21 protein-coding genes and 2 tRNA genes are annotated in these 26,404 nt (G+C 42.6%); 20 read left to right on the top strand and 3 right to left on the bottom strand.

What is annotated here, in order from left to right:
* Positions 1–5 precede the first annotated feature (5 nt).
* The 16 genes from CI960_RS13515 (at position 6) to CI960_RS13440 (ending at position 20,142) form a co-directional block, all read left to right on the top strand.
* A complete protein-coding gene (locus CI960_RS13515; RefSeq protein WP_036628629.1) occupies positions 6–1,208 on the top strand; it encodes an O-antigen ligase in 1,203 nt (400 codons plus the stop codon).
* Positions 1,209–1,215: 7 nt separating this feature from the next.
* Positions 1,216–2,349 (top strand): glycosyltransferase family 4 protein, encoded by a 1,134-nt coding sequence (locus tag CI960_RS13510; protein WP_157262030.1) that lies wholly within the window; start codon positions 1,216–1,218, stop codon positions 2,347–2,349.
* A 367-nt stretch (positions 2,350–2,716) separates the two neighbouring features.
* A complete protein-coding gene (locus CI960_RS13505) occupies positions 2,717–3,742 on the top strand; it encodes a glycosyltransferase (protein ID WP_005854934.1) in 1,026 nt (341 codons plus the stop codon).
* A 158-nt stretch (positions 3,743–3,900) separates the two neighbouring features.
* Positions 3,901–4,845, top strand: coding sequence for an acyltransferase (locus tag CI960_RS13500; RefSeq protein WP_005854935.1), 945 nt, complete (start codon positions 3,901–3,903; stop codon positions 4,843–4,845).
* 142 nt (positions 4,846–4,987) lie between these two features.
* Positions 4,988–6,079, top strand: coding sequence for a polysaccharide biosynthesis protein (locus CI960_RS13495; protein WP_005854936.1), 1,092 nt, complete (start codon positions 4,988–4,990; stop codon positions 6,077–6,079).
* Between the two features lie 82 nt (positions 6,080–6,161).
* Entirely contained in the window at positions 6,162–6,386 is a 225-nt protein-coding gene (locus CI960_RS13490; protein ID WP_005854938.1) for a hypothetical protein, read from the top strand.
* A 76-nt stretch (positions 6,387–6,462) separates the two neighbouring features.
* On the top strand, positions 6,463–6,786 hold the full coding sequence (locus CI960_RS13485; protein ID WP_005854940.1) for a putative toxin-antitoxin system toxin component, PIN family: 324 nt from the start codon (positions 6,463–6,465) through the stop codon (positions 6,784–6,786).
* A gap of 9 nt (positions 6,787–6,795) precedes the next feature.
* Positions 6,796–7,998, top strand: coding sequence for a capsular polysaccharide biosynthesis protein CapF (locus CI960_RS13480; RefSeq protein ID WP_094582388.1), 1,203 nt, complete (start codon positions 6,796–6,798; stop codon positions 7,996–7,998).
* 8 nt (positions 7,999–8,006) lie between these two features.
* Positions 8,007–9,167, top strand: coding sequence for a UDP-N-acetyl glucosamine 2-epimerase (locus CI960_RS13475; RefSeq protein WP_005854944.1), 1,161 nt, complete (start codon positions 8,007–8,009; stop codon positions 9,165–9,167).
* 33 nt (positions 9,168–9,200) lie between these two features.
* Positions 9,201–10,418 (top strand): glycosyltransferase family 4 protein, encoded by a 1,218-nt coding sequence (locus CI960_RS13470; RefSeq protein WP_005854946.1) that lies wholly within the window; start codon positions 9,201–9,203, stop codon positions 10,416–10,418.
* Positions 10,419–10,527: 109 nt separating this feature from the next.
* Complete coding sequence (locus tag CI960_RS13465; protein WP_005854948.1) at positions 10,528–12,084, top strand: hypothetical protein; 1,557 nt, start codon at positions 10,528–10,530, stop codon at positions 12,082–12,084.
* 227 nt (positions 12,085–12,311) lie between these two features.
* Positions 12,312–12,920, top strand: a complete 609-nt coding sequence (locus CI960_RS13460) for a sugar transferase (protein WP_036628635.1) — start codon at positions 12,312–12,314, stop codon at positions 12,918–12,920.
* Positions 12,921–12,928: 8 nt separating this feature from the next.
* Entirely contained in the window at positions 12,929–13,525 is a 597-nt protein-coding gene (locus CI960_RS13455) for an acetyltransferase (protein ID WP_005854953.1), read from the top strand.
* A gap of 15 nt (positions 13,526–13,540) precedes the next feature.
* Positions 13,541–14,782: a DegT/DnrJ/EryC1/StrS aminotransferase family protein gene (locus CI960_RS13450; RefSeq protein ID WP_005854963.1), complete on the top strand. Its 1,242-nt coding sequence runs from the start codon at positions 13,541–13,543 to the stop codon at positions 14,780–14,782.
* 5 nt (positions 14,783–14,787) lie between these two features.
* Positions 14,788–16,698, top strand: coding sequence for a nucleoside-diphosphate sugar epimerase/dehydratase (locus tag CI960_RS13445; protein WP_005854966.1), 1,911 nt, complete (start codon positions 14,788–14,790; stop codon positions 16,696–16,698).
* A gap of 144 nt (positions 16,699–16,842) precedes the next feature.
* Positions 16,843–20,142: an AsmA-like C-terminal region-containing protein gene (locus CI960_RS13440; RefSeq protein ID WP_080598088.1), complete on the top strand. Its 3,300-nt coding sequence runs from the start codon at positions 16,843–16,845 to the stop codon at positions 20,140–20,142.
* On the opposite strand, the gene rfbB is transcribed toward CI960_RS13440, so the two are convergent.
* A complete protein-coding gene (gene rfbB / locus CI960_RS13435; protein ID WP_005854971.1) occupies positions 20,134–21,273 on the bottom strand; it encodes a dTDP-glucose 4,6-dehydratase in 1,140 nt (379 codons plus the stop codon). The genes CI960_RS13440 and rfbB overlap by 9 nt on opposite strands.
* Before the next feature lie 13 nt (positions 21,274–21,286).
* Positions 21,287–21,844 (bottom strand): dTDP-4-dehydrorhamnose 3,5-epimerase, encoded by a 558-nt coding sequence (gene rfbC / locus CI960_RS13430; RefSeq protein WP_005854973.1) that lies wholly within the window; start codon positions 21,842–21,844, stop codon positions 21,287–21,289.
* A gap of 165 nt (positions 21,845–22,009) precedes the next feature.
* Between rfbC and CI960_RS13425 the strand changes: the two genes are divergently transcribed.
* The 4 genes from CI960_RS13425 (at position 22,010) to guaA (CI960_RS13405) (ending at position 25,483) form a co-directional block, all read left to right on the top strand.
* A tRNA-Cys gene (locus tag CI960_RS13425) sits at positions 22,010–22,081 on the top strand.
* Between the two features lie 59 nt (positions 22,082–22,140).
* A tRNA-Cys gene (locus CI960_RS13420) sits at positions 22,141–22,212 on the top strand.
* 391 nt (positions 22,213–22,603) lie between these two features.
* Positions 22,604–24,124, top strand: coding sequence for a glutamine-hydrolyzing GMP synthase (gene guaA / locus CI960_RS13410; RefSeq protein ID WP_005854975.1), 1,521 nt, complete (start codon positions 22,604–22,606; stop codon positions 24,122–24,124).
* Between the two features lie 51 nt (positions 24,125–24,175).
* Positions 24,176–25,483 (top strand): glutamine-hydrolyzing GMP synthase, encoded by a 1,308-nt coding sequence (gene guaA / locus CI960_RS13405; protein WP_005854978.1) that lies wholly within the window; start codon positions 24,176–24,178, stop codon positions 25,481–25,483.
* Positions 25,484–25,571: 88 nt separating this feature from the next.
* On the opposite strand, the gene CI960_RS13400 is transcribed toward guaA (CI960_RS13405), so the two are convergent.
* Complete coding sequence (locus tag CI960_RS13400; protein ID WP_005854980.1) at positions 25,572–26,309, bottom strand: DUF1080 domain-containing protein; 738 nt, start codon at positions 26,307–26,309, stop codon at positions 25,572–25,574.
* Positions 26,310–26,404 lie beyond the last annotated feature (95 nt).

The following is a 26,404-nucleotide window of genomic DNA, read 5'->3' as shown; positions in this document are numbered from 1 at the left end:
AATAAATGATGAAAGTAGGCAATAATTTTATAATTGATGTTTTAGTGACTTTATTAATAGCTTCTTTCACAATATTGTCATCATTATCGAGTGGCATATTTATCATGATGGGATTGTTGCTTCTCATTATATTGATAAGTATGCCGAGATGTGGGTTTCATATTCGTAAAGGATTTTGTATGAGCTATATGATATCTGTAATAGTATATACTTATACCACTTCTCTATGGGCTTTAGTCCCTTCTGATACATACGAAATAGGAGGCTCTCTTATAAATATTACGCTTTGTATGCTGATACTTTACAATACATACTATCACGCAAATTTAAACAGGCTATTGTATGCGGTTATGTGGAGTGGCTATATTGTAGTAATTTACACTTTTCTATATTATGGATTTTCATATGTTATGCTTATTTTATCTATAGGAGAACGTATGGAGTCTGATTTTGCTAATATTAATAATGTTGCAATGGCTGCTGCTTTTTCTTTAGTTATAAATTGCTATTTTTGTTTATATAAGAAATGGAATATTAGTATTTTACTCGCTCTACCTTCCATATTGGTGGTATTTGCCAGTGGAACCCGAAAAGCAGTTTTCATGATTATCGCAGGTCTGTTTATTTTAGTAATAGTGAAACAGATATTGAGAAGCAAGAATGCTTGGGGGTTGATGTTAAGAGTTGTAATGGCGATATTTGCTATGATACTTTTTTTTGTAGCTATCTCTCATTTGGAAGTAGCTCAAGGTATTATGGAACGTATGGAGGGATTGATTGCCTTATTTACAGGAGAGGGTGTGATTGATAGCTCATCTAATGTTAGAAGTGAACTACAAGAGATCGGTTTTTCTACAATGTTGGAACATCCATTTGGGATAGGAATAGGATGCCCTCATATATTAGCATTACAAAAGACAGGTTATGATTTTTATCTTCATTGTAACTATGCAGAAATAGCTGCAGGTGGTGGTATATTGGGCTTAATAGTGTTTTATTCTATATATTTTCATTTTTCCAAGTTGCGTTTTTATTTGAAAGAGGATAGTATAGCCATTGTTCTTTTAGCATTGGTGGTTGTCATGTTGGTGAAAGATTATGGGGCTGTAACTTATTCCTATAAGGATAATTATTTGTTATTTGTCATCATATGTCTCTATTTATCACAAAAAAGTAGAGAGTATGTATATGGATTCGATAAACTGTAAAAATAGTATGTCTAAGATTTTATTTTATACGACTGGTGATTTGGCAACTAAGCATTTAACAGGTGGAATTAAACGCTTTATGGAATTGGTGCGTTATGGATTTTCAACGAATAGGGATGTGGTACTTTCTTCTAGGACAAATACTTCTAAATTGCAAGAATTAGGTGTGAAAAAACACATAAAAATAGTAGAAGCAAGAGGAGATTATTTAGATAAATTTCTTTTCCCAGAGTTGGCTTTGCTTAGGGCGAATTACCACACTATAAAACGAATAAAAAAACTGGGATTTGATAATATTGTAGTTTTTGATGTCCCTCCGGCTATCGGTTTAATCTTGATGGGGTTGAGTAATGTTAATTTGATGATTAGGAGAGATTTGATAGGCTATGAGAGTGCGATTATTAGTCATACGAATTTAAAGTACTATACAAAGGTTGTAGTGCAATGGCTGTGTGAAATGATATGTTTAATTCGGAGTAAGCGTATCGTTGTGCAGTGTTATTATGATCGTGACAAGCTTATTTTGAGACATCCTATTTTGAGTAAATTAATTTGTCGAAAAATAGTTATTCAAATAAATAATGTGAATCCATCATGGGTATATAAAAGTGAACTTGCTTTTTTGCCAAAGAATGTATTTCGTGTTTGTTTTATAGGTAATTTTTCGGATATAAGAAAAGGACACGATCTCTTGCTTGGTGCGGCTAAACAGTTACTGGATGAGGGCCATAACATGGAGTTTGTTGTGATTGGTGACGGGGAGGAACTTGATCAATATAAAAGTAAGTATCAATCTGAAAAAATTTGTTTTATGGGGAGATTGACGACTGTCAATGAGGAGTTAGCTAAGAGTTCCATATTAGTGGTTCCATCCCGTGCTGATTCTTGTCCCAATACAGTTTTAGAAGCGCTTTATAATGGTATTCCTGTAATTGGTAGTAAGGCTGGTGGAATACCTGAAATTCTAAATAATGATGCATTGTTTGAGTTGACGGCTGAAAACATAGCTAATAGGTTGAGAGATCTTTATCTTGATAAAAGTAAATTATGTGCATTGTTAGAAAATGAACGTAGACGCTGTAAAGAGTTAGAATTTAACTGGGCTGAAAAAATATTTGAAATAATTGAAAATGTATATTAAAAATGAAGGCTTAGATTTCCAAGTTTTATACATTAATAATGATGTAATAATATAAATTGTGCTGATTTGATTATTTGCAAGCACTCAAAAAACTCATAGCTAAACGATCAACCTTCGTGACGAACGAGATTTTGCAATTTGTAGCAGTGAAGATTTAGCATGATTCTATTTCTAGTATCAAAAGGATTCATTGCCCATGGCGGCTCTTTTCGGTCTTTTTGTAAAGGAAGTCGGGTCTCCTATAATATCTCATTGGTCAGTGGTTAATGTTGAAATCAGAATTTACTTTTAATAAAACTCGATTTGGAAGTAGTAATGTGCTCTTTCAAAAAGGGTTATTCTCTATTGAGTACTTACACATTAAGTTATGAAGAAAAGGTTGCTATTTTATTCAAGTGTGAAATCTCTTGAATTATTTAAAACTCAAAAATTTTATCAGATCGATATTGCTTTATTGGAAGATTTAGGATATGATGTTTGGCTGTCTAATCGAATATTTGATAGCCTCTTATTTTGGAAGTATGATATTCTATTTTCTTATTTTTATAGATACTCTTTTTTTACGGCTTTGTTCGCAAAATGCTTTGGGAAAAAAACTTATTTTACCGGAGGCATTGATCCGTTGGACGCAAATTATGCTTCTCCTTTTAGTTATAGAATTCAAGTGCTGTTTTTTAAACTATGTTATTGGGTCGCTAATTCTTGTATAATCGTATCGCAATCGGATTTGAAGAATATTGCTAAAATATCTTCTTTAAAGAAGAAATTGAGCTATAGTGAGCATGCGATTAATACTAAACTGTTTTTTCCAGACACGCAAAAGGAAAAGTTATTTACCACGGTCGCATGGATGGGAGGTGAGGGTAATGTGAAGAGAAAAGGAGTGGATAAGGCTTTGCGGATTTTTGCCGAGTTAAAAAAAATGCCTGCTTTCGCTGACTTTAAATTTATTATTATGGGTAGGAAAGGTGAGGGTACAACCTTTGTTCAGTCAATAATCAATAAATATGATTTGAACGATTCTGTGGAGTTGAAAGGTGAAGTCTCAGAAGAAGATAAGATAAATCTATTGAAGCGCTCTAAATATTATTTCCAACTTTCTCTGTATGAAGGATTTGGTTTGGCTGCATTAGAGGCATTATGTGCGGATAATATTCTTATTCATTCGGGTAAAGGAGGATTGGCGAATTCAATTTACGCAAATCAGATTTTATTTGATATTGATAAAGAGTTTGAGGATGAATATTTAAAATTGTGTGATAGACTATCTTTTCCCATGAATCGGAAAAACAATGATACTGATATAAACTGCTATGATATTAAAAGGAGAAAAGATGATTTTAGATTGATTATAGTAGAGGGAAAGTCTAACTATAGATTGGAAAATCTGTGATATAATCATTTCTTTATAGAACGGAAATCTATATATGAATTTAAATGATAGATTGTATTTTTAAGTTGTTTATTATGAGATATTTAGATTGTTTTAGGGGTAAAAACTCCTTAAACCTATTTCGTCTTTTAGCCTGTTTGTAAGTGATGATAGGGCATATGTCTGAACATTTGTGTTTGCCGGTCTCTAAAATTATTAATTGGCCGTTGGATTTGTTCATAGGTGTACCTATCTTTTTTATATTGAGTGGATTCTTGATTTGGAACTCGTTGGAGAATACTCTTGATTTTAAACAATTTTTTTCAAAGAGGATTCTTCGTTTGTATCCCGAGTTATGGGTTTGTTTGATCGTAGAGATATTGAGTATTGTTTTGTTTTATGAGAAGCCTGTTCCTGTGTCCGATTATGTACTGTTTACCTTTACGCAGGGAACGGTTCTTCAATTTTGGACACCGGATAGTTTGAGAGGATATGGATGCGACACACCTAATGGAGCATTGTGGACAATCAATGTCATCGTACAATTCTATGTTTTCATTTATTGGCTTCGGAATTGGTTGAATAAACAAGGGGTAAAGACTTGGATTTTTCTTTTGTTACTGACGCTTGTTGTAGGGGGAATCTGCCCGATTCTGCCAAGACTGATGCCGGTTCTTGTGGGAAAACTGTTTATGCAGACGCTTTTACCCTATTCTTGGTTGTTTTTTGCGGGTGTCTTTATCCAGAGATATAAGGAACGGATGTTAGGACATTTAATAAAGTTCTGGTGGGTATATTTTACGTTATATGTGATAAATGTGTCTGTGGGTATGGATATATATGTTATGAAATACCCTATGATCAGATGTCTACTCTTAACGTTGTTTATGATTGGATTTGCCTATCGGTATCCAATGATTCATGTTGGTAAGGATGTTTCTTATGGGGTGTATATTTACCATATGATTTTTGTAAACATAGCGATAGCGTTGGGATATACAAGGAGCTGGATGGCTTTTGGGATTGTTATTGTCGTAACTTGGGCGGTCGCTTATTTCTCGACTATATTTGTGGGAGAATATAGCAGGAGGATAAAAGAGAGAATATTGTCTGCTGGCCGTTGATTCCGTAAATACAGGAAAGATATGAGAGCTCTAATGTGATACGACCTGCCAGCCGTGAGGCTGACGGATTCCTCTCCCTCCTTTCAACGGGTTATGCCCTAAATAGAATACTTACGAAAAGTAATAATTCTAATTATATATCATGTCAATTTTTAAGGATAAAGTCCTGTTGATAACAGGTGGTACGGGATCCTTCGGGAATGCTGTGCTTCGTCGCTTCCTTGATAGCGACATAAAGGAGATCCGTATTTTCTCGCGAGATGAGAAGAAACAGGATGATATGCGTCATTTCTTGCAGGCACAACGTCCGGAGGTAGCTCATAAGGTGAAATTTTATATTGGTAATGTTCGCCAGCGTGAAGCGGTGGATTTCGCTATGACTGGTGTGGATTATGTGTTCTCTGCCGCTGCCCTTAAGCAGGTTCCTAGTTGTGAATTCTTCCCTATGGAGGCTGTGCGTACGAACGTGGAGGGTACAAATAACGTGTTGCTTTCCGCTATCGCTCATGGTGTGAAAAATGTGGTGGTGCTTTCTACCGATAAGGCTGCCTATCCTATCAACGCCATGGGGATCTCTAAATCTATGATGGAGAAGGTTGCTATTGCTCAAGGTCGTGCTTTGGGACAGAACGCAAAGACTACTATTTGCTGTACCCGTTATGGTAACGTTATGGCGAGCCGTGGCTCGGTGATCCCTTTGTGGGTAGAGCAGATGATGGATGGTAAGCCGATCACTATCACGGATCCAAATATGACTCGTTTTATGATGACTTTGGATGATGCCGTGGATTTGGTGGTGTATGCCTTCACGCATGGTGAGAATGGGGATTTGTTTGTGCAGAAGGCTCCTGCTGCTACATTGGAGGTATTGGCTCAGGCCTTGAAAGAAACATATGCGCAGATTAATCCGAAATATGGTGAAACAGAAGTGAAGACCATCGGTACACGTCACGGTGAGAAATTGTATGAAACATTGGTTACCCGAGAAGAGATGGCAAAGGCGATTGATATGGGAGATTATTACCGGATCCCTTGTGATAACCGGGACTTGAATTATGACAAGTTCTTTACCGAAGGTAACAAGGAGATCTCTGTTGTTGAGGATTATCACAGCCACAATACCGCTCGATTGGATGTGGGGGGCATGAAGAAACTGTTGCTGTGCTTGCGTTTTATCCAGGAGGATTTGGGGCTAATTGAGCGGGCTAAGGCTAAGGAGATCCGGAGCGAATAGATTGATGGCGTATATGTGTTGTTTGTTTGCAAATAATGTATACCTTTGTATAGGTATCATTGTGAATGAATAAACAAAAAATATGGAAGCGACAGTTTTGAATCCTGTGCAACAACATTTGTTGAAGTTTTTTGCTTTTGATGGCTCAGAGGAAAAGCTATTAGAGGTGAAAACAGTCTTGACGAACTATTTCTCACAAAAATTGGACAAACGCTTGGATGAGTTATGGGATTCGGGAGTTCTCAATCAGGAGAGGCTTGACGAGTTAAGGACTATGCACCTTCGTACAGACTTGAAAGATGAGTAGAATCGTATTGGATACCAATAGCTTGATTCAAAGTCTTCCGAGTAGAAGCCGGTATCATCGAATATGGTAATCGTTCTTGGATGGTACTAACGAGTTATGTGTATCCGGAGAGATCCTTAACGAATATGAAGAAATTTTGGAACGTCTGGCGGGAAAAGAGGTGGCTAAACTTACCTTAGATGTTATTTTGAACAATCCATATACTAGCTTCCTTACTCCTTATTATAAGTTTAATTTGATAAAATCAGATCCTGATGACAATAAATTCGTGGATTGTGCGGTTATCGCAAACGCAAAGTTCATTGTGACGGAGGATCGTCATTTTGATGTATTGAAAGAATGCCCATTCCCAAGGATTGAGGTTATCGGACTGGATCTTTTTCTGCAATCTCTGATATAAATAGTTGTAATGAAAATTTTAGTAACCGGCGCCCGAGGGTTCGTCGGTCGGAATCTTGTGTCCCAATTGCGTAATATCCAATCGGGAAAGGCAGGGTGTTATGGCGATCTAGTGGTGGATGCCGTATATGCGTATGATATAGATTCTACTCCCGAGGAGTTGGATCGGTATTGTAAGGATTGTGATTTCGTGTTCAACTTGGCTGGGGTGAACCGTCCGCAAAAACAAGAAGAGTTTATGCAAGGTAACTTTGGTTTTGCCTCTACTCTGCTCGATACCTTGAAGAAACATCATAATAACTGTCCGGTGATGATTTCCAGTTCGATACAGGCAACCTTGGCCGGCCGTTTTGGTACTTCTGAGTATGGAAAGAGTAAGAAGGCGGGAGAGGAACTGATGTTTAAATACGGCGAGGAAACCGGTGCCAAGGTGCTGGTGTATCGTTTTCCGAATCTTTTCGGGAAATGGTGTCGTCCGAACTACAACAGCGCAGTGGCTACCTTTTGCCATAATAGGGCACACGACCTGCCTATTATGGTGAACGATCCGGCGGTGGAATTGGAGTTGCTTTACATTGATGATTTGCTAGAGGAGATGATATCCGCCTTGAAAGGAGAGGAGCATCGTTGTATGTTTGACGGGGTGGATACGATCTTGGAACCAGAGGGTCGTTATTGTGCAGCTCCGGTCACACATAAAGTAACATTGGGTGAGATCGTCCGTTTGCTGGAGGAATTCAAGAGTCAACCCGCTACCTTGGTGGTTCCGGAGATTCCGCAGGGTAGCTTTGCCAAGAAGCTGTATAGTACCTTTTTGAGTTACCTACCTAAAGAGAAGGTTTCGTTTCCTCTAAAGATGAATGTGGATCAGCGTGGTAGTTTCACGGAGTTGTTTCGTTCGAGGAATTGCGGGCAGGTGAGTGTCAATATCTCCAAGCCGGGTATCATCAAAGGACAGCATTGGCATCATTCCAAATGGGAGTTTTTCATAGTAGTTTCCGGGCATGGCTTGATACAAGAGCGTAAGATCGGTACAGACGAGGTGATTGAGTTTGAGGTGAGTGGAGAAAAAATAGAGGCGGTACACATGCTGCCGGGCTATACGCATAATATCATCAATCTCTCTGATACGGAGGACTTGGTAACGGTGATGTGGGCGAACGAGAGTTTTGATCCCCGTCGTCCGGATACCTATTTTGAAACTGGTAAATAAAAATAATCATGACGACATTTAAGAATAACGGCAAGCTCAAGTTGCTCATTATTGTAGGGACGCGTCCGGAGATTATCCGTCTGGCGGCGGTTATCAATAAATGTAGGAAATATTTTGATGTGGTTCTGGCTCATACAGGGCAGAACTATGATTACAACTTGAATGGGATTTTTTTCAAGGATCTGAAGCTGGCTGATCCCGAGGTCTATCTGGATGCCGTAGGCGATGACTTGGGTGCGACAATGGGGAATATCATTGATAAGAGTTACAAATTGATGGTGGAGATCAAGCCGGACGCTGTATTGGTGTTAGGAGATACCAACTCCTGTTTGAGCGTGATTGGTGCCAAACGTCTACATATCCCTATCTTTCACATGGAGGCTGGAAACCGCTGTTTCGATGAGTGCCTGCCGGAGGAGACCAACCGCCGCATCGTGGATATCATCAGTGACGTGAATATTTGCTATAGTGAGCACGCCCGCCGTTATTTGAATGCCAGTAGTGTGGCTCCGCAACGCACCTACGTGAGCGGTTCACCCATGGCGGAAGTGTTACATGAGAATCTTACCGAGATAGAAACAAGTGATGTGCATGAACGATTGGGCTTGAAGAAGGGTAAGTATATCTTGCTAAGTGCCCACCGGGAGGAGAATATCGATACAGAGAAGAACTTTAACTCGCTCTTCACTGGTATTAATGCTCTGGCAGAGAAATATGATATGCCAATCTTGTACAGTTGTCATCCAAGAAGTCGAAATCGTTTGGAGAAGAGTGGCTTTAAGCTCGATCATCGTGTGATCCGCCAGGAACCGTTGGGCTTTCATGACTACAATTGTCTTCAGATGAATGCTTTCTGTGTTGTTTCAGATAGCGGAACGTTACCGGAAGAGAGCAGTTTCTTTACTAGCGTGGGTCATTCTTTTCCCGCTGTTTGTATCCGTACCTCTACAGAACGTCCGGAGGCATTGGACAAGGGTTGCTTCGTATTGGCGAGTATCAACACGCAGGATCTGTTACAAGCCGTAGATCTGGCAGTCGAGATGAACTTGAACGGTGATCACGGTTTACCTGTACCGAACTATACCGATGAAATTGTATCCACCAAAGTGGTGAAACTGATCCAAAGTTACGCCGGTGTGGTGAATAAGATGGTTTGGAGGAAAGAATAAATACGTATTCTGTTTTTATAAATACTATTAATGATGAATATCCTGTTTCTGACAATGGTGTCAGGCCTGAAAAATATAGAGACGAGCGGTATTTATACGGACTTGATGCGGAAATTTCGAGACAAAGGGAATGAAGTATATATCATTTATCCTAGGGAACGTAGATTAGGTTTACCAACAGAGGTTAGTCATAAAGGCAAGGTACATTTATTGGGAGTTAAGACCTTGAATCTTACTAAAACGAATCTGATCGAGAAAGGATTGGGGCAGGTGATGTTGGAGCGTCAATTCAAGTCGGCGTTAGAAAAACATTTTGGGAAGGTTAAGTTTGATGTTATTCTCTATTCCACTCCGCCCATTACTTTTACAAAAGTGATTCGGTATGTCAAAAGGCAGAATCCTAAGGCAATGAGTTATCTTTTATTGAAGGATATCTTTCCTCAAAATGCTGTGGATTTGGGGATGTTAACCAAGGATGGCTTGAAAGGATTCCTCTATCGGTCATTTCGGGAAAAGGAAAAAGATTTATATCGGATCTCTGATTACATCGGCTGCATGAGCCCGGCGAATGTGAGGTATGTGATAGGACATAATCCGGAGATTGATCCAGCTATAGTGGAGATAGCCCCGAACTCATGCGATGTACCTTCCGAGATTCCCGTTGAGTATGAGGACACTGCCCATATTCGTCAAAAATATGGATTGCCAGCAAATAAGCCAATATTTATCTATGGCGGCAATATGGGGAAACCGCAAGGAATACCTTTCCTCATAGAATGCATGGAAGCGGTGTGTGAGAGAGAGGATTGTCATTTCGCAATTGTGGGTAATGGCACGGAATATCCACGGCTGGAAACTTTTATGCTGGAGCGTAAGCCTAAATCAGTCTCTCTTTTTAAGCATTTACCCAAGGAGGATTACGACCGGCTTGCCAAAGCTTGCGATGTGGGGTTGATTTTCTTGGATTATCGTTTTACCATTCCCAATTATCCCAGCCGGTTATTGCCCTACTTGATGGAGCGTAAACCTATTATAGCGGTGACAGACCCTATTTGTGATATGGGTACATTGGCGGAGGAGAATGGATATGGTTTCTACTGCCCAAGTAACTCAATAGAGACATTCGTGAAATCCATAGATAAAATGTTGGTCTCGGATATACGACAAATGGGTGAAAATGGGTATCAGTTCTTTTTAGATAACTATACCACCGAACATACCTATGAGACGATCATGAAGCATATAGAATAATATTTATTCCATTTTTGTGAATCCGGAAGAAAATGTTTTTCTTTGTTTATGGGTGGCTCATACCCATAAATGAAAACAGGCGAATTAGACGTTTAAAATAGATATAAAAGTGCTTGAAAAGTTTGAGAAACTCATTGAAAAGATTGAGATCCTCTTGCCTGTTGGTGACGAGGAGACTATTGATGCTGCATTTCATGAATTGCTTGATGAAGTCGCATCATATACGAATAATGAGTATCGTACATTTAACGATTTTCAGCTGTTTTTTGTGACGAACCGTCTCTTAGCAAAAAACTTCATCAGAAAGAACGATAATTTGACTCTGATGATCAGAGCTGTGGAATGGAGGCTGGCCTACGAAGATATAATTTCGAATGCTGATTTGACGGAAGACGAAAGGCTTCAGTTACAGAAAGAGTATCTGCGGTTAAATACAATTATTTTGGACTATTTAAAAAAGGAGAAAGATCTTCAGAGTTATGTAGATGATTATGCCGATCGTTTGGAAGCGGATGGTGAAGACATGACGAAAGTTCATGAAATAGTCTATCCTCCTGTTGATGAAATCAATGTAAGATCTGAGAAATCAAAATGTCTTTTATGCAAATCAAGGACGGCTGATGCTGTAGGTTCGCACATGGTACCCCATTGCCTTATAGAAAAATTGTTTTCCTACGATGGCAAAAAAGGACGTGACCGAGAGGTTGTAGAGCGGTTTACTCTTGGAAAAGGGGAACGACAGTTATATCTTGGACGCAATATTACAGATGAAAAGAAAATCGTAAGTTTGATAAACCGTAATCTTCGTGATGATGAACAGGGTGAGACGAGCGTACATAATCCACTGACATTCGATCATTACTTTTGTAAGCATTGTGAAGAACGTCTGAGCGTGATAGAGAGAGAATACGCTAATGTCATGAGGGGTGTAAAGCAATATCATTATGCTGTGCCATATCTTTTCTGGATGTCTGTTACTTGGCGTATGTCAATATCAAAGATGGGAATTTCTCTTCCTGACAATCATGCTGAAAAATACCGTTCGATTCTCGATAAAACATTGGCTTTGACAATTGGAGAAATAAAAAGTAACAGTAATAAAATGGGGCATTGTGCTTATACTATTCAGAGGGTTAATCAAACCAAAGGGAAGCAGACGGGTATATTGGGTATCCCTGTACCGACAATTCCAGCACATTACATGATCGGTGATTTAATGGTGAACTTTTACCATTCCCTCGATAAAGCAAGAAAATGTCAGAAAGTACGAACGAATCCATTGCCTGTCAATGACGGAAAATCACTGGAACAGATTTCTGAAGCGACATTTATTGAATTCTGGCAGATGAAAAGAAAGATATTGGATGAAAACTTCAAGCGGGATTACGATTACAATCCAGAAGGAGAATTTTCCACTGGAATCTCTCAGTTCATAAGGTATGAAAATGTAGATGAGAAAAGGCTCGAAGAAACAGGTCAGATATATCAAAGTCGATTTGATATTCAAAACAAAGGTAAATACCGTCTCGTAATACCTGCCGCCATTGACAAAATGATGCGATATCGTGATGCTCATCCTGAAGCGACAATTGAAGAAACTTCAAAAGCCTTAGGGTATACAGGAGAAGAAATGGCTGCTATGATACGGAATTTTTCCATGATTTAGGTAAGTACTCAAAAAAGGGCTTATAATTAAACGAGCTACCTTCGAAGCGAATAAAATTTAGTAATTATGTATAGCCACGAAGATTTAGAACGGTTTTATTTTCAGTATCAGACGGAGTCATTGCTCTAAGAAGAGTTCGTCCAGTCATTTTGTAAAAGGAGTAAGGTACCCTATAACATCTTTCAAGAGGTTATGTCCTAAATAGAGTGTTTACATAATCAATAAATATGTATAAATCCTTTTTTAAGAGGATGATTGACTTCATTCTCGTGTTTGTAGTGTTGACTATTATCTGGCCAATACTGTTACTGATTACCGTATGGCTTCATTTTGCCAATAAGGGAGCCGGTGCATTCTTCTTACAAGACCGTCCAGGTAAAAAAGGTAAAATATTCAAAGTAATCAAATTCAAGACAATGACGGACGAACGTGATACTGATGGAAATTTTTTACCAGACGAGAACCGTTTGACGAAAGTAGGTAAGTTTGTCCGTTCCACCTCGATCGACGAATTACCGCAATTGTTTAATGTGTTGAAAGGAGATATGGCCTTGATAGGCCCGAGACCGTTATTGGTACAATATCTTCCTTTATATAGTAAAGAACAGGCTCGTCGGCATGAGGTGCGGCCGGGAATAACGGGTTGGGCACAGTGTAACGGCCGCAATGCGATCAGCTGGACGAGGAAGTTCGAGTTGGATGTTTGGTATGTGGATCATTGTTCGTTCCTGTTGGATCTGAGAATCTTATTCATCACCTTGAAAAAGGTCTTTGTGCGTGAAGGTATCTCACAAGAGGGACAGGCGACGATGGAGTTTTTTACAGGAAATAATTAAATCAAGATATGTATTTGTATGGCGCAAGTGGTCACGCTAAAGTGATCATCGATATTTTGTGTGCGCAAGGTTCGCAAGTGGAGGGATTGATTGATGACAACTCTGAGATAAGGGAACTTCATGGATACCCAGTCTTTCACGGGAGGTCTGATCTATTTCCTCTAATTATCAGTATAGGAGACAACCGTATTCGTCGCATGATTAGCCAACATATGCAGGGGGTATTTGGTAGAGCCATTCATCCATCGGCTATCGTATCGCCTTCGGCTACGATTGGTGAGGGCACTGTCATTATGCAGGGAGCGATCGTGCAAGCTGATGCTCAAATAGGTAAACATTGTATTATTAACACGGGTGCCTCTATAGATCATGAATCAGTAATTGCTGATTATGTACATATTTCGCCCCATTCCACACTTTGTGGAAATGTGTATGTGGGTGAGGGCTCTTGGATAGGTGCAGGTTCGATTGTTATCCCTGGACTGCGGATTGGTCGTTGGTGTGTGATAGGAGCTGGATCGGTGGTAACGAAAGATATCCCAGATGGAGTTCTTGCTGTGGGAAACAGATGTAAGATAATCAAGAAAATAGCTAACGGAGAATAATATTAGGAATCAAATATGAACAAACGAATCTATCTTTGTCTCGCTCACATGAGCGGCAAGGAACAAATGTATATCAAAGAGGCCTTTGATACGAACTGGGTCGTGCCTCTAGGCCCGAACGTGAATGGATTCGAGAAGGATCTGGAGGAATTCGTGGGTGAAGATAAACATGTGGTGGCTCTGTCTGCCGGTACTGCCGCAGTGCATCTGGCATTGCTTGCTTGTGGCGTGAAGCCGGGGGATGAGGTGCTGGTGCAGAGTTTTACTTTCTGTGCTTCCTCGCATCCGATCACTTATTTGGGGGCTACACCTGTGTTCGTGGATTCGGAGGTGGATACTTGGAATATGGATCCTGCGTTGTTGGAAGAGGCTATTAAAGATCGTATCGAGAAGACGGGAAAAACACCGAAAGCGATTGTCCCGGTGGCCTTATATGGGATGCCTTATAAGGTGGATGAGATTATGGCTGTCGCTGATCGGTATGGGATTCCGGTCATAGAGGATGCGGCGGAGGGTTTTGGCTCTCGTTATGATGGACGTATGTTGGGTACGTTTGGAAAATATGGGGTGCTGTCGTTCAATGGGAATAAGATGATTACGACCAGTGGTGGGGGTGCGTTGATTTGTCCGGACGAGGCGGCTAAGCAGGAGATCATGTTCTACGCTACGCAGGCTCGGGAGGCTTATCCTTATTACCAGCATGAACGGATCGGATATAATTATCGGATGTCGAATATTTGTGCGGGTATCGGGCGTGGTCAGATGACGGTGGCTGACGCTCATGTGGCTCATCATAAGCATACGTGTGATTTATATCGGGAACTGTTGAGAGATGTGAGAGGGATCACTTTGCATGAGAATCCTTCCGGTCGTTTTGATAGTAACTATTGGTTGAATACGATTGTCTTGGATCCTTCATTGAGGATGAAAGGACAGGAGGATGCTTATCAAGCAACGGTACAAGGTGCTGTTGGTGGTGCGGGCGGTGTGACTCACGCAGCGGTTAACACCCATACGGATTGCGAGCCGAATGCCAATGTCGAGGCGATGCGTATGGGACTTGACGCGATGGGTATAGAGTCCCGTCCTTTGTGGAAACCGATGCATAAGCAACCTGTCTATAAAGATTGCCCGGCTTACGTGAATGGGGTGAGCGAATCTTTGTTTAAGGTTGGGTTGTGCCTGCCTTCTGGCCCGTATGTGACAGATGGGGATGTGGCCTATATCGTGGATTGTATAAAGAAGAATATACTATAGTTATCATGAACCTTTTTTCTCGACTATCTACCTGGTACTTTTCCAAGAAATCCTTACCCTATTGGGGTATTATCTTGCTGGATTGCTGCTTGATCTTATTTTCCGGCTTATTGGTGTATACCTTGAATAATGGTGTGTTGTCGACTTTGGATATCTTAGGACATCTATTGGTCACGCTGTTGGTATGCCTGATTCCTTATCTGGTAGGCTTTCGCCTGTTCCATACCTATTCGGGGATTATACGTTATTCCTCTTTCGTGGACTTGCAAAAGGTGGGATTCGCCGTTTTGTTTGGCTTGATTTGCGTAGTCGTGTTTCAGGCGTTGACGGACTTTTCTCCTTATTTGGTGTATATCCGTAAACGGGATCTGATCCTCTCCGCGTTGTTGGCTATGAGCTTGATGTGGATGATGCGTGTGTTCGTGAAATATTTTTATGTAAGTACTTTTCGTGTGGCTAAGGCGGAACGAGCCTTTATCTATGGCGTGAAGCAAGGTGGGGTGAGTTTGGCGAAAAGTATCCAGAATCAAGATCCGGCCCGGTTTGTACTGGCAGGGTTTATCTCGGATCAGACAGAGATAGGGAATCGGTATTTAATGGGAGTCAAGGTTTATCCGAATAACGAGGATTTGATTGGTGTGATGAGAAGGCTGCAAGCCGATGTTTTGTTGGTATCTCCCTTAAAGGTTGAGGCGATCCGGAATAATCAGGAGATGGTGGACAGGCTGATCAAGGCGAATATAAAGATCTATATGACTCCTGCCGCCCAAGAGTGGGACGGGAGGAGCGACTTGAGCCATACCCAGCTGAGGGAGGTGAATATAGAGGATTTACTGCCCCGTGATAAGATCGAGATAGACTTGGAGGCTGTGAGGAAGCAGCTTACCGGTAAGCGGATTCTGATAACAGGAGCCGCCGGGAGTATCGGTAGCGAGATCGTGCGGCAGGTAGCCCAGTTCGCCCCGGAACGTATGGTCTTGATAGATCAGGCGGAGACTCCCTTACACGATGTCCGCTTGATGATGGCTCGTCAGTGGTCGAATATAGAATCCTATACGGTTGTGAGCGATATTTGTGTGCGTGAACGCATGGAGGAGCTATTCGAGGAGCATCGTCCGGATTACGTGTTTCATGCCGCGGCCTACAAGCATGTACCTATGATGGAGGATAATCCGGAGGAGAGTGTCCGTAACAACGTGGACGGTACCCGGGTGATCGCAGACTTGTCGGTGAAATACGGCACGAGGAAGTTTGTGATGGTATCGACTGACAAGGCGGTGAATCCCACGAACGTGATGGGCTGCTCGAAACGTATTTGCGAGATCTACGTGCAGAGCTTGGATCAGGCTATCAAGGATGGGAAGGTGAGGGGGCGTACGCAATTCGTGACGACTCGTTTCGGTAATGTGCTGGGATCGAACGGTTCCGTGATCCCGTTATTCAAGGAACAGATCAAGCGGGGCGGTCCGGTTACGGTGACGCACAAGGATATCATTCGTTTCTTCATGCTGATACCGGAGGCTTGTAAGCTGGTCCTAGAGGCCGGTACGATGGGTAATGGGGGAGAGATCTTCGTGTTCGATATGGGTAAACCTGTACGGATCGTGGATCTGGCTGAGCGGATGATCCGTCTGAGCGGGGTGAAGGGAATCGAGATCCGGTTCACGGGATTGCGAGACGGGGAGAAATTGTATGAGGAGGTACTCAATGAGGATGAGACCTCCAAGCCTACTTTTCATCCGAAGATCAAGATCGCCCAAGTCCGTGCGTATGATTATGCTGACGCCAATCTGCGGATTGATGCCTTGGTACGTGCTTGTGTCGTGGAGGGGGATATGCAGATCGTGAAGCGGATGAAGGAGATCGTTCCTGAGTTCAAGAGCCAGCATTCTAAATACGAGGTTCTGGATAAATAAATTGTAGAAAAATAAATAAGATGTAAAAAGAAGGTCTCTCATTGCGGGGGGCCTTTTTTTATGAGATAAGCGTTGTCTTTGGGATAGTATTTCGTATTTTTGCTCATACAATTTAATTAGTGTTGTTTGTGATAAGATGAAGGAATGAGTATGGTACGAATAAGAAAGATATTGCTGGTTGTTGTGTCTGCGTTGGTCGGGATCTTTTTCATACTTCCCTTGATCGGGGTTGGTATACTGAAATGGGCGGTCTTACCTCCGGAGAAGCTGACACCGCTGGTCGTAGAAAAAACAAACGAATTCATAGAGGCGCACTTGGAATGTGAGCGGGTGGAGTTGACTTATTTCGAGACGTATCCTTATCTGGGAGTGAAGTTGACAAATGGGCGTTTGATCTCACATCAGGCTGAGGATTCTATAGAACATCAGGAGGATTTGATGATTCCTTCGGATTCCTTGTTGTCTTTCAAAAAAGCGATCGTCGTATTTAACCCTACGGATTATCTGTTTAGCGGGAAGGTGACGATTCCTCGGGTTATCATGGATAGTATCCGTTTTTATGGTTATGTGAATGAGGAGGGAAAGGCGAATTGGGAGATTTATCAAAGTGAGATGGATTCGGTAGATGAATCATCGTCATCTCCATTGCCTAAAATAGATTTGCAGCAAGTGCATATTACGAATGGGCACTTTGTCTATGATGACCGCCAGCAGGATTTATATACGGCGATCGATGGTTTCTTTTTACATATAGACGGCCTTTTGACCCAACGAGGAAATAAGTTGGATGTGGAGACCGGTTCTTCCTCGATCGTATTCCGTAGCCCGTCTTATTCTTTGGCGAATAAGTTAGCGTTACGCTTCAAGGGACGTTTGTTGTTGGCTGACGGACTTCGCCGGATTGGGTTGAGGGACGCGGAGTTGCTGGTGAATAACCTGCCTTTTACGGCGGATGGCTTTATGGTACCGGCTACCGAGGATAATCCGTCACGGATCGATATGACTTTCGGGTTGAAGGTTTCCGATATGAATGATCTCTTACATTTTATTCCGGATGAATATTTTAAGGATCGGGATAAAACACTTGCTGAGGGACGTATTATTTTGGAAGGGGATATCCGTGGAGAATTAGGGGATAGTATTGTTCCGACCGTGAACTTATGCTGCAAGATAGAGGATGGTTCTTATCATGTAAAAGGTATTGAACAGGGGATCGATACATTGCGCATGGACGTGGATTTACATTTGAATGGCGCTTACCCGGATTCTTCTTATGTCTCTTTGGAGGAGTTGACATTGATCGGGTTGAATACCTCGTTGACCATGAGTGGCGAGGTTAGGGATATCTGGAGGAATCCCGCGATTCGGGCGGAGATGAAAGGGCAGGTCGATTTTACCCGTTTGGCTAAAGAGTTCTTGAATCCCGACACACTGCTGCTGGAGGGTACCATGATGGCTGATTTATCTACGGTGTTTAAGGTGGATGATATCGTGAATAGCCGCTTCGCCAAGGTCAAATCATCCGGCAATTTGACGGTTGATCGCTTCAAGGCGTTTAGTAAGCCGTTAGGCGTGGATATGTATATCGCTGGGGCGAATCTGTTTGTAGGATCTACGGAAAATGAAAGTAAATATCTGAATGCGAAAGGATTGTTGAGCGCTAATCTATCGGTGGATACCTTGAATATAAAGTATAAGGATGAGATCAGTACGAATATCGGTGGATTGAAGATGGTAGCCAATACGACGCCGGTTATTGATACAACGGCTGTTATCCCTATGACCGCAGGGTTGGAATTTGATCATTTGCGCACCAAGTTGCCGGATTCTACCTGGATGGTGGCCGGTAAGACCGTGTTGAAAGGGGGCATCAAGGCTTCTTCTACAGATAAGCGGATCCCTATGGCGGGAGCTACGATCTCGGTGGACACCTTAAAATATATTCTTATCCCTTTACGGACGGGTATGGTTCTGACGGAAAGCCAGTTCTCTTTGGAAGCATTACCTTATCGGCAAGCGATTCGTCAACAACGTGAACGCCGTATTGCCGCCGGTGATACCTTGCGCAGGCGCACGCAGACCACCCGAAGGGCGAATAGACAGCGGTCGCAAGTGGATTCGGTCGCTTCCTCAAACAGTGTCTTACGCCAATGGGAGGCTCGGGGACAAGTGAGGTTTAAGCAATTGAGGGGCTTTAGCCGCTTATTCCCCATTCCGATGTATATTGATGAGACAAGCGTGAAATTCAATACTAACAATATGACGTTGAGTGGTGCCCGCCTGCATTTAGGAAAGAGCGATCTTACTTTGAGCGGAGAGCTTAGCGACATCCGGCGGGCCATGCTACGGGGAGGAAAGCTGAAAGCGAATTTCGAGTTGGGATCCGATCTGATCGATTGTAACCAGTTGATGCTAGCTATAGGTAAAGGTTTGCAGTTTTCTGATCAATTGGCATCCAATTCGGTTGGGGCCTTCTCGGAAGACAGTATCTCCGTACTGGAGACGGATCATCTATTAGCGAATACCGTGGATAATGTCGCTACGGATTCGATCTCTCAACTATTTGTCGTTCCGAAATTCTTGGATCTGACGCTTCATACAAATGCTAAAAAAATAGATTTTAAGGATCTGAAGTTGGAGGATGTGAAAGGTGAGGTTGTAATCCGGGATCAAAGTATCAATCTGAGCGATTTATGTATGAGCTCGAATATCGGTTCCGGAGATCTGACGATGGTTTATACGACCAAAACAGATCAAGAGGCGACTATGGGATTTGAGTTGTCCTTAAATGATATTTTAGTGGAACGGTTAATCAGTTTATTCCCGGATATCGACACATTGGTCCCTATGCTTCGTTCGTTCGAAGGCATGGTAGATTGCCAGATGACGGCGACTTGCAAGGCGGATTCTACGATGTCCGTGTTGCTGCCGTCTGTAAATGCCTCTTGCTACCTGAGCGGAAAGAATATGGTGCTGCTGGATGGTGAGACATTTACCGAGATATCGAAGACGTTGATGTTCAAGAATAAAAAACGGAATATGATTGATAGTATAGCGGTAGATTTAGCGATCCATGATAACAAGATCGAGGTATTCCCATTCTTGGTGGAGATGGACCGGTATAAAGTAGCCGTAGGAGGAACGCATAATTTGGATATGACATTCGATTACCATCTCTCGGTTTTAAAATCGCCGGTACCGTTTAAGTTGGGTATCGATATAAAAGGGAATCTGGATGATTTCAAGTTCAAGATAGTGAAATGTAAATATAAAGATTTCTTGAAACCTGCCAAGCAAGCGGAACTGGATAGTACCCGCAGGAATGTGCGTGAGGAGATACGCGAGACGATCCGGAAACAAATAAGAGAGGCCGCTCCCGAATTAGGAAACAGCCTCTCTGAGATTCATCCACATACACACGGTCACGTTGAGGAATCAACGTGATCCATACATTTGCTCGTAATATTTCATGTAATCTCCACCGGTGATATCCTCTACCCATTTTTGGTTCTCAAGATACCAACGGATGGTTTTTACGATACCGACCTCGAAGCAGGTCTCTGGTGTCCAGCCTAATTCGTTGGTGATCTTCGTCGGGTCGATGGCGTATCGTTGATCATGGCCCAGACGGTCTTTTACGAATGTAATCAAGCTGTCGTTGATCCAGTCGATAGAGATTTCTCCATCGGCACCGATCTCTTTTTTCTTTAATACTTGGCGATATTCCGGTTGTTCGGTCATTAGTTGATGGATCGTCCGGATCGTGAGTTTTACGATCTCGATGTTCTGCTTCTCGTTATGACCGCCTACGTTGTAAACCTCTCCCACACGTCCGTGGTGGATGACGGCGTCGATCGCCTTGCAATGATCCTCTACATATAACCAGTCGCGTACGTTTGTGCCGTCACCATATACAGGTAGGGATTTACCTTCCAATATGTTCTTTATAATTAAAGGAATCAATTTTTCCGGGAAATGGTAAGGCCCGTAGTTGTTGGAACAACGGGTAATAGATACCGGCATCTTATACGTCTCGTGATAAGCCTTTACGAATAAGTCCGCGCTTGTCTTGGAGGCGCTGTACGGGCTACGGGGATCTAAAGGCGTGGTCTCGTGGAAATATCCTTCGGCACCTAGACTTCCATAGACCTCGTCGGTAGAGACTTGATGGAAACGTACGCCTTCACGCCATACTGGATAACCTGTCTCGGCCTTACCGGTAACCCATGCTTTTCGTGCGGCGTCCAATAGGTTTTGTGTACCAAGGATGTTGGTTTGCAGGAATAGCTGGGGATTTTCGATGCTTCGGTCCACATGACTTTCAGCGGCGAAGTTCACGACATAATCGAAGTTGTATTTCTCGAATAGCTGGTCGGCCAAGGCACGGTCGCAAATATCGCCTTTCACGAACTCGCAACGTACTCCATCGATATCCTCGGCGATGGTGCCTAAATTACCTGCGTAAGTCAGCAAGTCTAGGACAACGATCTTGATATCGTCATATTTCGCCAGCATATGTTTGATGAAATTGGCACCGATAAAACCGGCGGCACCGGTAACTAGGTAAGTTTTCATATCTGTACAGTGTTTAGTATTTGAAATTAAGCTCAGCGTCTTTCAGCAATGGAGCCTTGGTGTCTTTCTCGGATAGGTTGATCGATTCCGGATCTGTGATGCTCCAATCTACATGGACCGTGGGATCGTCATAGCGGATTCCCCGTTCATGCGTCGGAGTATATGGATTATCTACTTTATAGGTAAAGATAGCCTCGTCACTTAATACATGGAATCCGTGGGCGAATCCCTGTGGAATGAATAACTGGCGTTTATTCTCGTCCGATAACTCTACAGCTACATATTTGCCGAATGTGGGCGAGCCTTCACGTACGTCTACGGCTACATCCAATACCCGTCCTTTGATCACCCTGACTAATTTAGATTGAGAATAGGGCGCTAGCTGATAGTGTAATCCTCGTAATACGCCTTTAGAGGAGCAAGATTCGTTGTCTTGCACGAACTGGATTTTTCCGATATGCTCCTCGAATTCCGCTTGCTTAAAAGCTTCCATAAAGTATCCGCGCACATCTTTCAATACCTTTGGCTCAATGATCCATACGCCCGGTATTACAGTTTCTGTATAAGTCATTTTTTCGTTATTTATCTATTTGATAGGCAAAGGTAAGCTCATTTTCTCTACTTCTATAATATTCGGAGGGAAAAATAAAAAAGAAAGGAAAAGTTTGGTAATTCCAATATTATTCTCTTTCTTTGCACTCGCAAAACAAAAGTAGTTGTTTTGTGTTGAAGTTATGGTTCCTTGGATGAGTGGCTTAGTCAGCGGTCTGCAAAACCGTGTACGGCGGTTCGAATCCGCCAGGAACCTCTTGGTAATTGAAAATTCAGTATTAAGAATTGAAAATTACTTTTATTTTTGATTGATTCGGTTCCTTGGATGAGTGGCTTAGTCAGTGGTCTGCAAAACCATGTACGGCGGTTCGAATCCGCCAGGAACCTCAGAGGAAAGCCTCGAAGTTGTTTGTAATGAACGCTTCGAGGCTTTTTTTGTTTTGTCCGTCCGTAACTCTCGCCGGGTTGTCGGGCGGTTCTCTGTTTTCATGGCTTCCCTTGGCCGGATCCTTAGGGGGATTTGTGGTTTTCCTCTTGAGGTATTCATCTTCTAATGGCTGTTGCATGATTGTCCACCATCCGTTGCATGATCATGCAACGGATGGTGGACAATCATGCAACAGATGGTGGATAATGAATATCTCAGGAGGAAAGGCGTAATAGGACAAGGGAAGATCCTTTAAAAGTATCGTGATAAGGAAGAATATTTGCCCAGTGTGTTTATGCTTCCCGAATTTATTACTACCTTTGCGCCACTCAATTAAATAATCATAATTGCATGCACGAGAAACTTATTATTCTTGATTTCGGCTCGCAAACAACCCAGCTTATCGGCCGTAGGGTCAGAGAGTTGAATATGTATTGTGAGATCGTTCCTTATAACAAATTCCCGCATGACGCTACCGACGTGAAAGGTGTGATCCTTTCCGGAAGTCCTTATTCCGTATACGACGAGAATGCCTTTAAGGCTGATTTGACCGAGATACGGGGGAAGTATCCCGTCTTAGGTATTTGTTATGGAGCGCAGTTTCTAGCTTATACATCCGGAGGTAATGTGGAACCGGCTAATTCACGTGAGTATGGACGTGCTAATTTGTCGCACATTGATGGTGAGGATGAATTACTGAAAGGGATCCATGTGGGTTCACAGATATGGATGTCTCATGGGGATACGATTACCGTATTGCCGGATAATTTCAAGGTGATCGCCAGCACGGACGACGTGAGGGCTGCCGCTTACCATGTGGAAGGTGAGCAAACGTGGGGCGTTCAGTTTCATCCGGAAGTATTCCATTCGACAGACGGTACGAAGTTGCTGGATAACTTCTTGAATATTTGCGGATGCGCCAAGGATTGGACACCGGCTTCCTTTATCGAATCTACCGTAGCTGAGTTGAAGGAGCAATTGGGAGATGACAAGGTGATCTTGGCTCTTTCCGGCGGTGTGGATTCATCTGTTACGGCCGTATTGCTGAATAAGGCGATCGGTAAGAACTTGACTTGCATTTTCGTGGATCATGGTTTGCTGCGCAAGAATGAGTTCGAGAACGTAATGAGGGATTATGAGCATTTAGGATTGAACGTGATCGGCGTAAACGCGAAAGATAAGTTCTATAAAGAACTAGCGGGCGTTACGGAACCGGAGAAGAAACGTAAGATCATCGGCAAAGGATTTATCGATGTCTTCGATGAGGAGGCGCATAAGCTGAAAGATATCAAGTGGCTGGGGCAAGGTACGATTTATCCGGATGTGATCGAGTCGCTGTCTATCACAGGTACGGTTATCAAGAGCCATCATAATGTGGGCGGACTTCCGGATACGATGAACTTGAAACTCGTCGAGCCGCTTCGTCTTCTTTTCAAGGATGAGGTTCGCCGTGTCGGTATGGAGTTGGGTATGCAACCGCATTTGATCAAGCGCCATCCGTTCCCGGGACCGGGATTGGGTATCCGTATCTTGGGTGATATCACGCCGGAAAAGGTACGTATCCTGCAAGATGCTGACGATATCTATATGTCATTGATGCGTGAGTGGGGACTTTACGATAAGATTTGGCAAGCTGGGGTAATCTTACTTCCGATTCAATCCGTAGGTGTAATGGGCGATGAGCGTACCTATGAGAATACGGTAGCTTTACGTGCGGTAACTTCCACGGACGCTATGACCGCCGATTGGGCGCAGCTTCCGTACGAGTTCCTCGCCAAAGTTTCCAACGAGATTATCAATAAGGTGAAAGGCGTGAATAGAGTCGTGTACGACATCAGCTCGAAGCCGCCTGCAACCATCGAGTGGGAGTGACATTTGTCTTAGGTATAACAAAGTGTAAAATCAATAAAATTTAAAAGTCACATGAAGCAAGATATGATTGTTATCTTGGATTTAGGTAGTCATGAGAATACGGTGTTGGCTCGTGCTATTCGTGCGTTAGGCGTTTATAGTGAGATTTATCCGCATGACATCACGGTTGAGGAATTAAAAGCCTTGCCAAACGTGAAAGGTATCATTATCAATGGTGGCCCAAACAATGTTATCGACGGTGTAGCTATCGACGTGAATCCGGGTATTTACGAGATGGGCACTCCTGTAATGGCCGCAGGTCACGATAAGGCGTTGTGCGAGGTTAAATTGCCGGAGTTTACGGATGATGTCGAGGCGATCAAGGGCGCTGTCAAGTCTTTCGTGTTCGATACTTGCAAGGCTGAGGCAAACTGGAATATGACGAATTTTGTCAATGACCAGATTGAATTGGTAAAGCGTCAGGTAGGGGATAAGAAAGTTCTGCTGGCCTTGTCTGGAGGTGTCGATAGCTCTGTAGTAGCCGCTTTGCTTTTGAAAGCGATCGGCGATAAATTGGTTTGCGTGCATGTGAATCATGGTTTGATGCGTAAGGGCGAGTCCGAGGATGTCGTTGAGGTCTTCAAGAACCAGTTGAATGCCAATTTGGTGTATGTAGACGCTACCGATCGTTTCTTGAATAAGCTAGCTGACGTGGAAGATCCGGAGCAAAAGCGTAAGATTATCGGTGGTGAGTTTATCCGTGTATTTGAGGAAGAAGCTCGCAAATTAGATGGAATCGATTTCTTGGCTCAAGGAACGATCTATCCGGATATCGTGGAGAGTGGAACGAAGACGGCTAAGATGGTGAAATCCCATCATAACGTAGGCGGTCTGCCGGAAGATTTGCAATTTGAGTTGGTTGAGCCTTTGCGTCAATTATTCAAGGACGAGGTTCGTGCTTGTGGCGTAGAGTTAGGTTTGCCTTATGATATGGTTTATCGCCAGCCGTTCCCCGGACCTGGTTTAGGCGTACGTTGCTTGGGCGCTATCACTCGTGACAGACTGGAAGCGGTACGTGAGTCGGATGCGATCTTACGGGAGGAGTTCAAGAACGCCGGATTGGATAAAAAGGTATGGCAATACTTTACGGTAGTACCCGACTTTAAGTCGGTTGGCGTACGTGATAACGCCCGTTCTTTCGAATGGCCCGTGATTATCCGTGCCGTCAATACGGTAGATGCCATGACCGCTACGATCGAACCGGTTGATTGGCCTATCTTGATGAAGATTACGGATCGTATTTTGAAAGAGGTGAAGAACGTGAACCGTGTATGCTACGATATGTCTCCGAAACCGAATGCGACAATTGAGTGGGAGTAATTAGGCTTACTTATTAAACAGATATAAAAAGGCCCGGTGATTTATCTGAATCCCGGGCTTTTTATTTATATACGATAGATTCGAAGAACTATTTTAGTTCACGGATCTTGATATTACGGAACCAGATCGGATAGCCATGATCTTGCAGACCGATATAACCTTCTTTAGAAATACCTTCGGTAAAGCCCGGGAAGTTCTTGAATTTACTGTTAGCTACCAAATCATCCCACTCTTTGCTCCATAAAGTATACTCAACAACTTTCTTACCATTTTGGGTATGCGTTACCTTTCCATCTTTTACACGGATTACGATCGTATTCCACTCGCCGGCAGGATTAACTGTTTTCGGATCTGCGGGAAGCATGTCATATAGAGAACCTGCTAGGTGGTTCGCTAATTTGTTGTCGGTTGCGTCCACGTTATCTAGTACCTGTACTTCGGGAGCCGCATAATAAATAGGTTTGCCGGGTACTTCGCGTACATAATAGAAGATACCGGAGTTGCCCATCTTGCTCGCTTTCCAGTCTACCGAGAGCTCGAAGTTTTTGAATTTCTTGTTCTGGTAAAGGATATCGCCATTAGCGCCTTGTCCCGGTTTTTTGCCTTCGCCGGTAAATACTTTCATGGCATTGTCTTCTATAACCCAGTTCGCGGGCATAGCGGTACCGTTACATTGGCGCCATCCAGAGAAGTCTTTTCCGTTGAATAATAATTCCCAGCCAGCTTTTTTTTCCTTCTTAGTCAATGTATTCGGAGTTTGAGCGAAACAGGGGATAGCCATAGCTATGGCCGAAAGAATCAAGAATGATTTGAACAACTTTTTCATGTTACTTAAATTGTTATTAGATTAGATTTGTTAATATCATTACAAATGTAGCAATTTGCTTAATAACCCTTATGAGGATTAACGTATTTTTAATG

It is taken from the genome of Parabacteroides sp. CT06 (genome assembly GCF_002257605.1).
GTDB lineage: Bacteria > Bacteroidota > Bacteroidia > Bacteroidales > Tannerellaceae > Parabacteroides > Parabacteroides distasonis.
The sequence above is the reverse complement of the archived record's forward strand: the minus strand, read 5'-3'. Positions and strand labels throughout refer to the sequence as shown.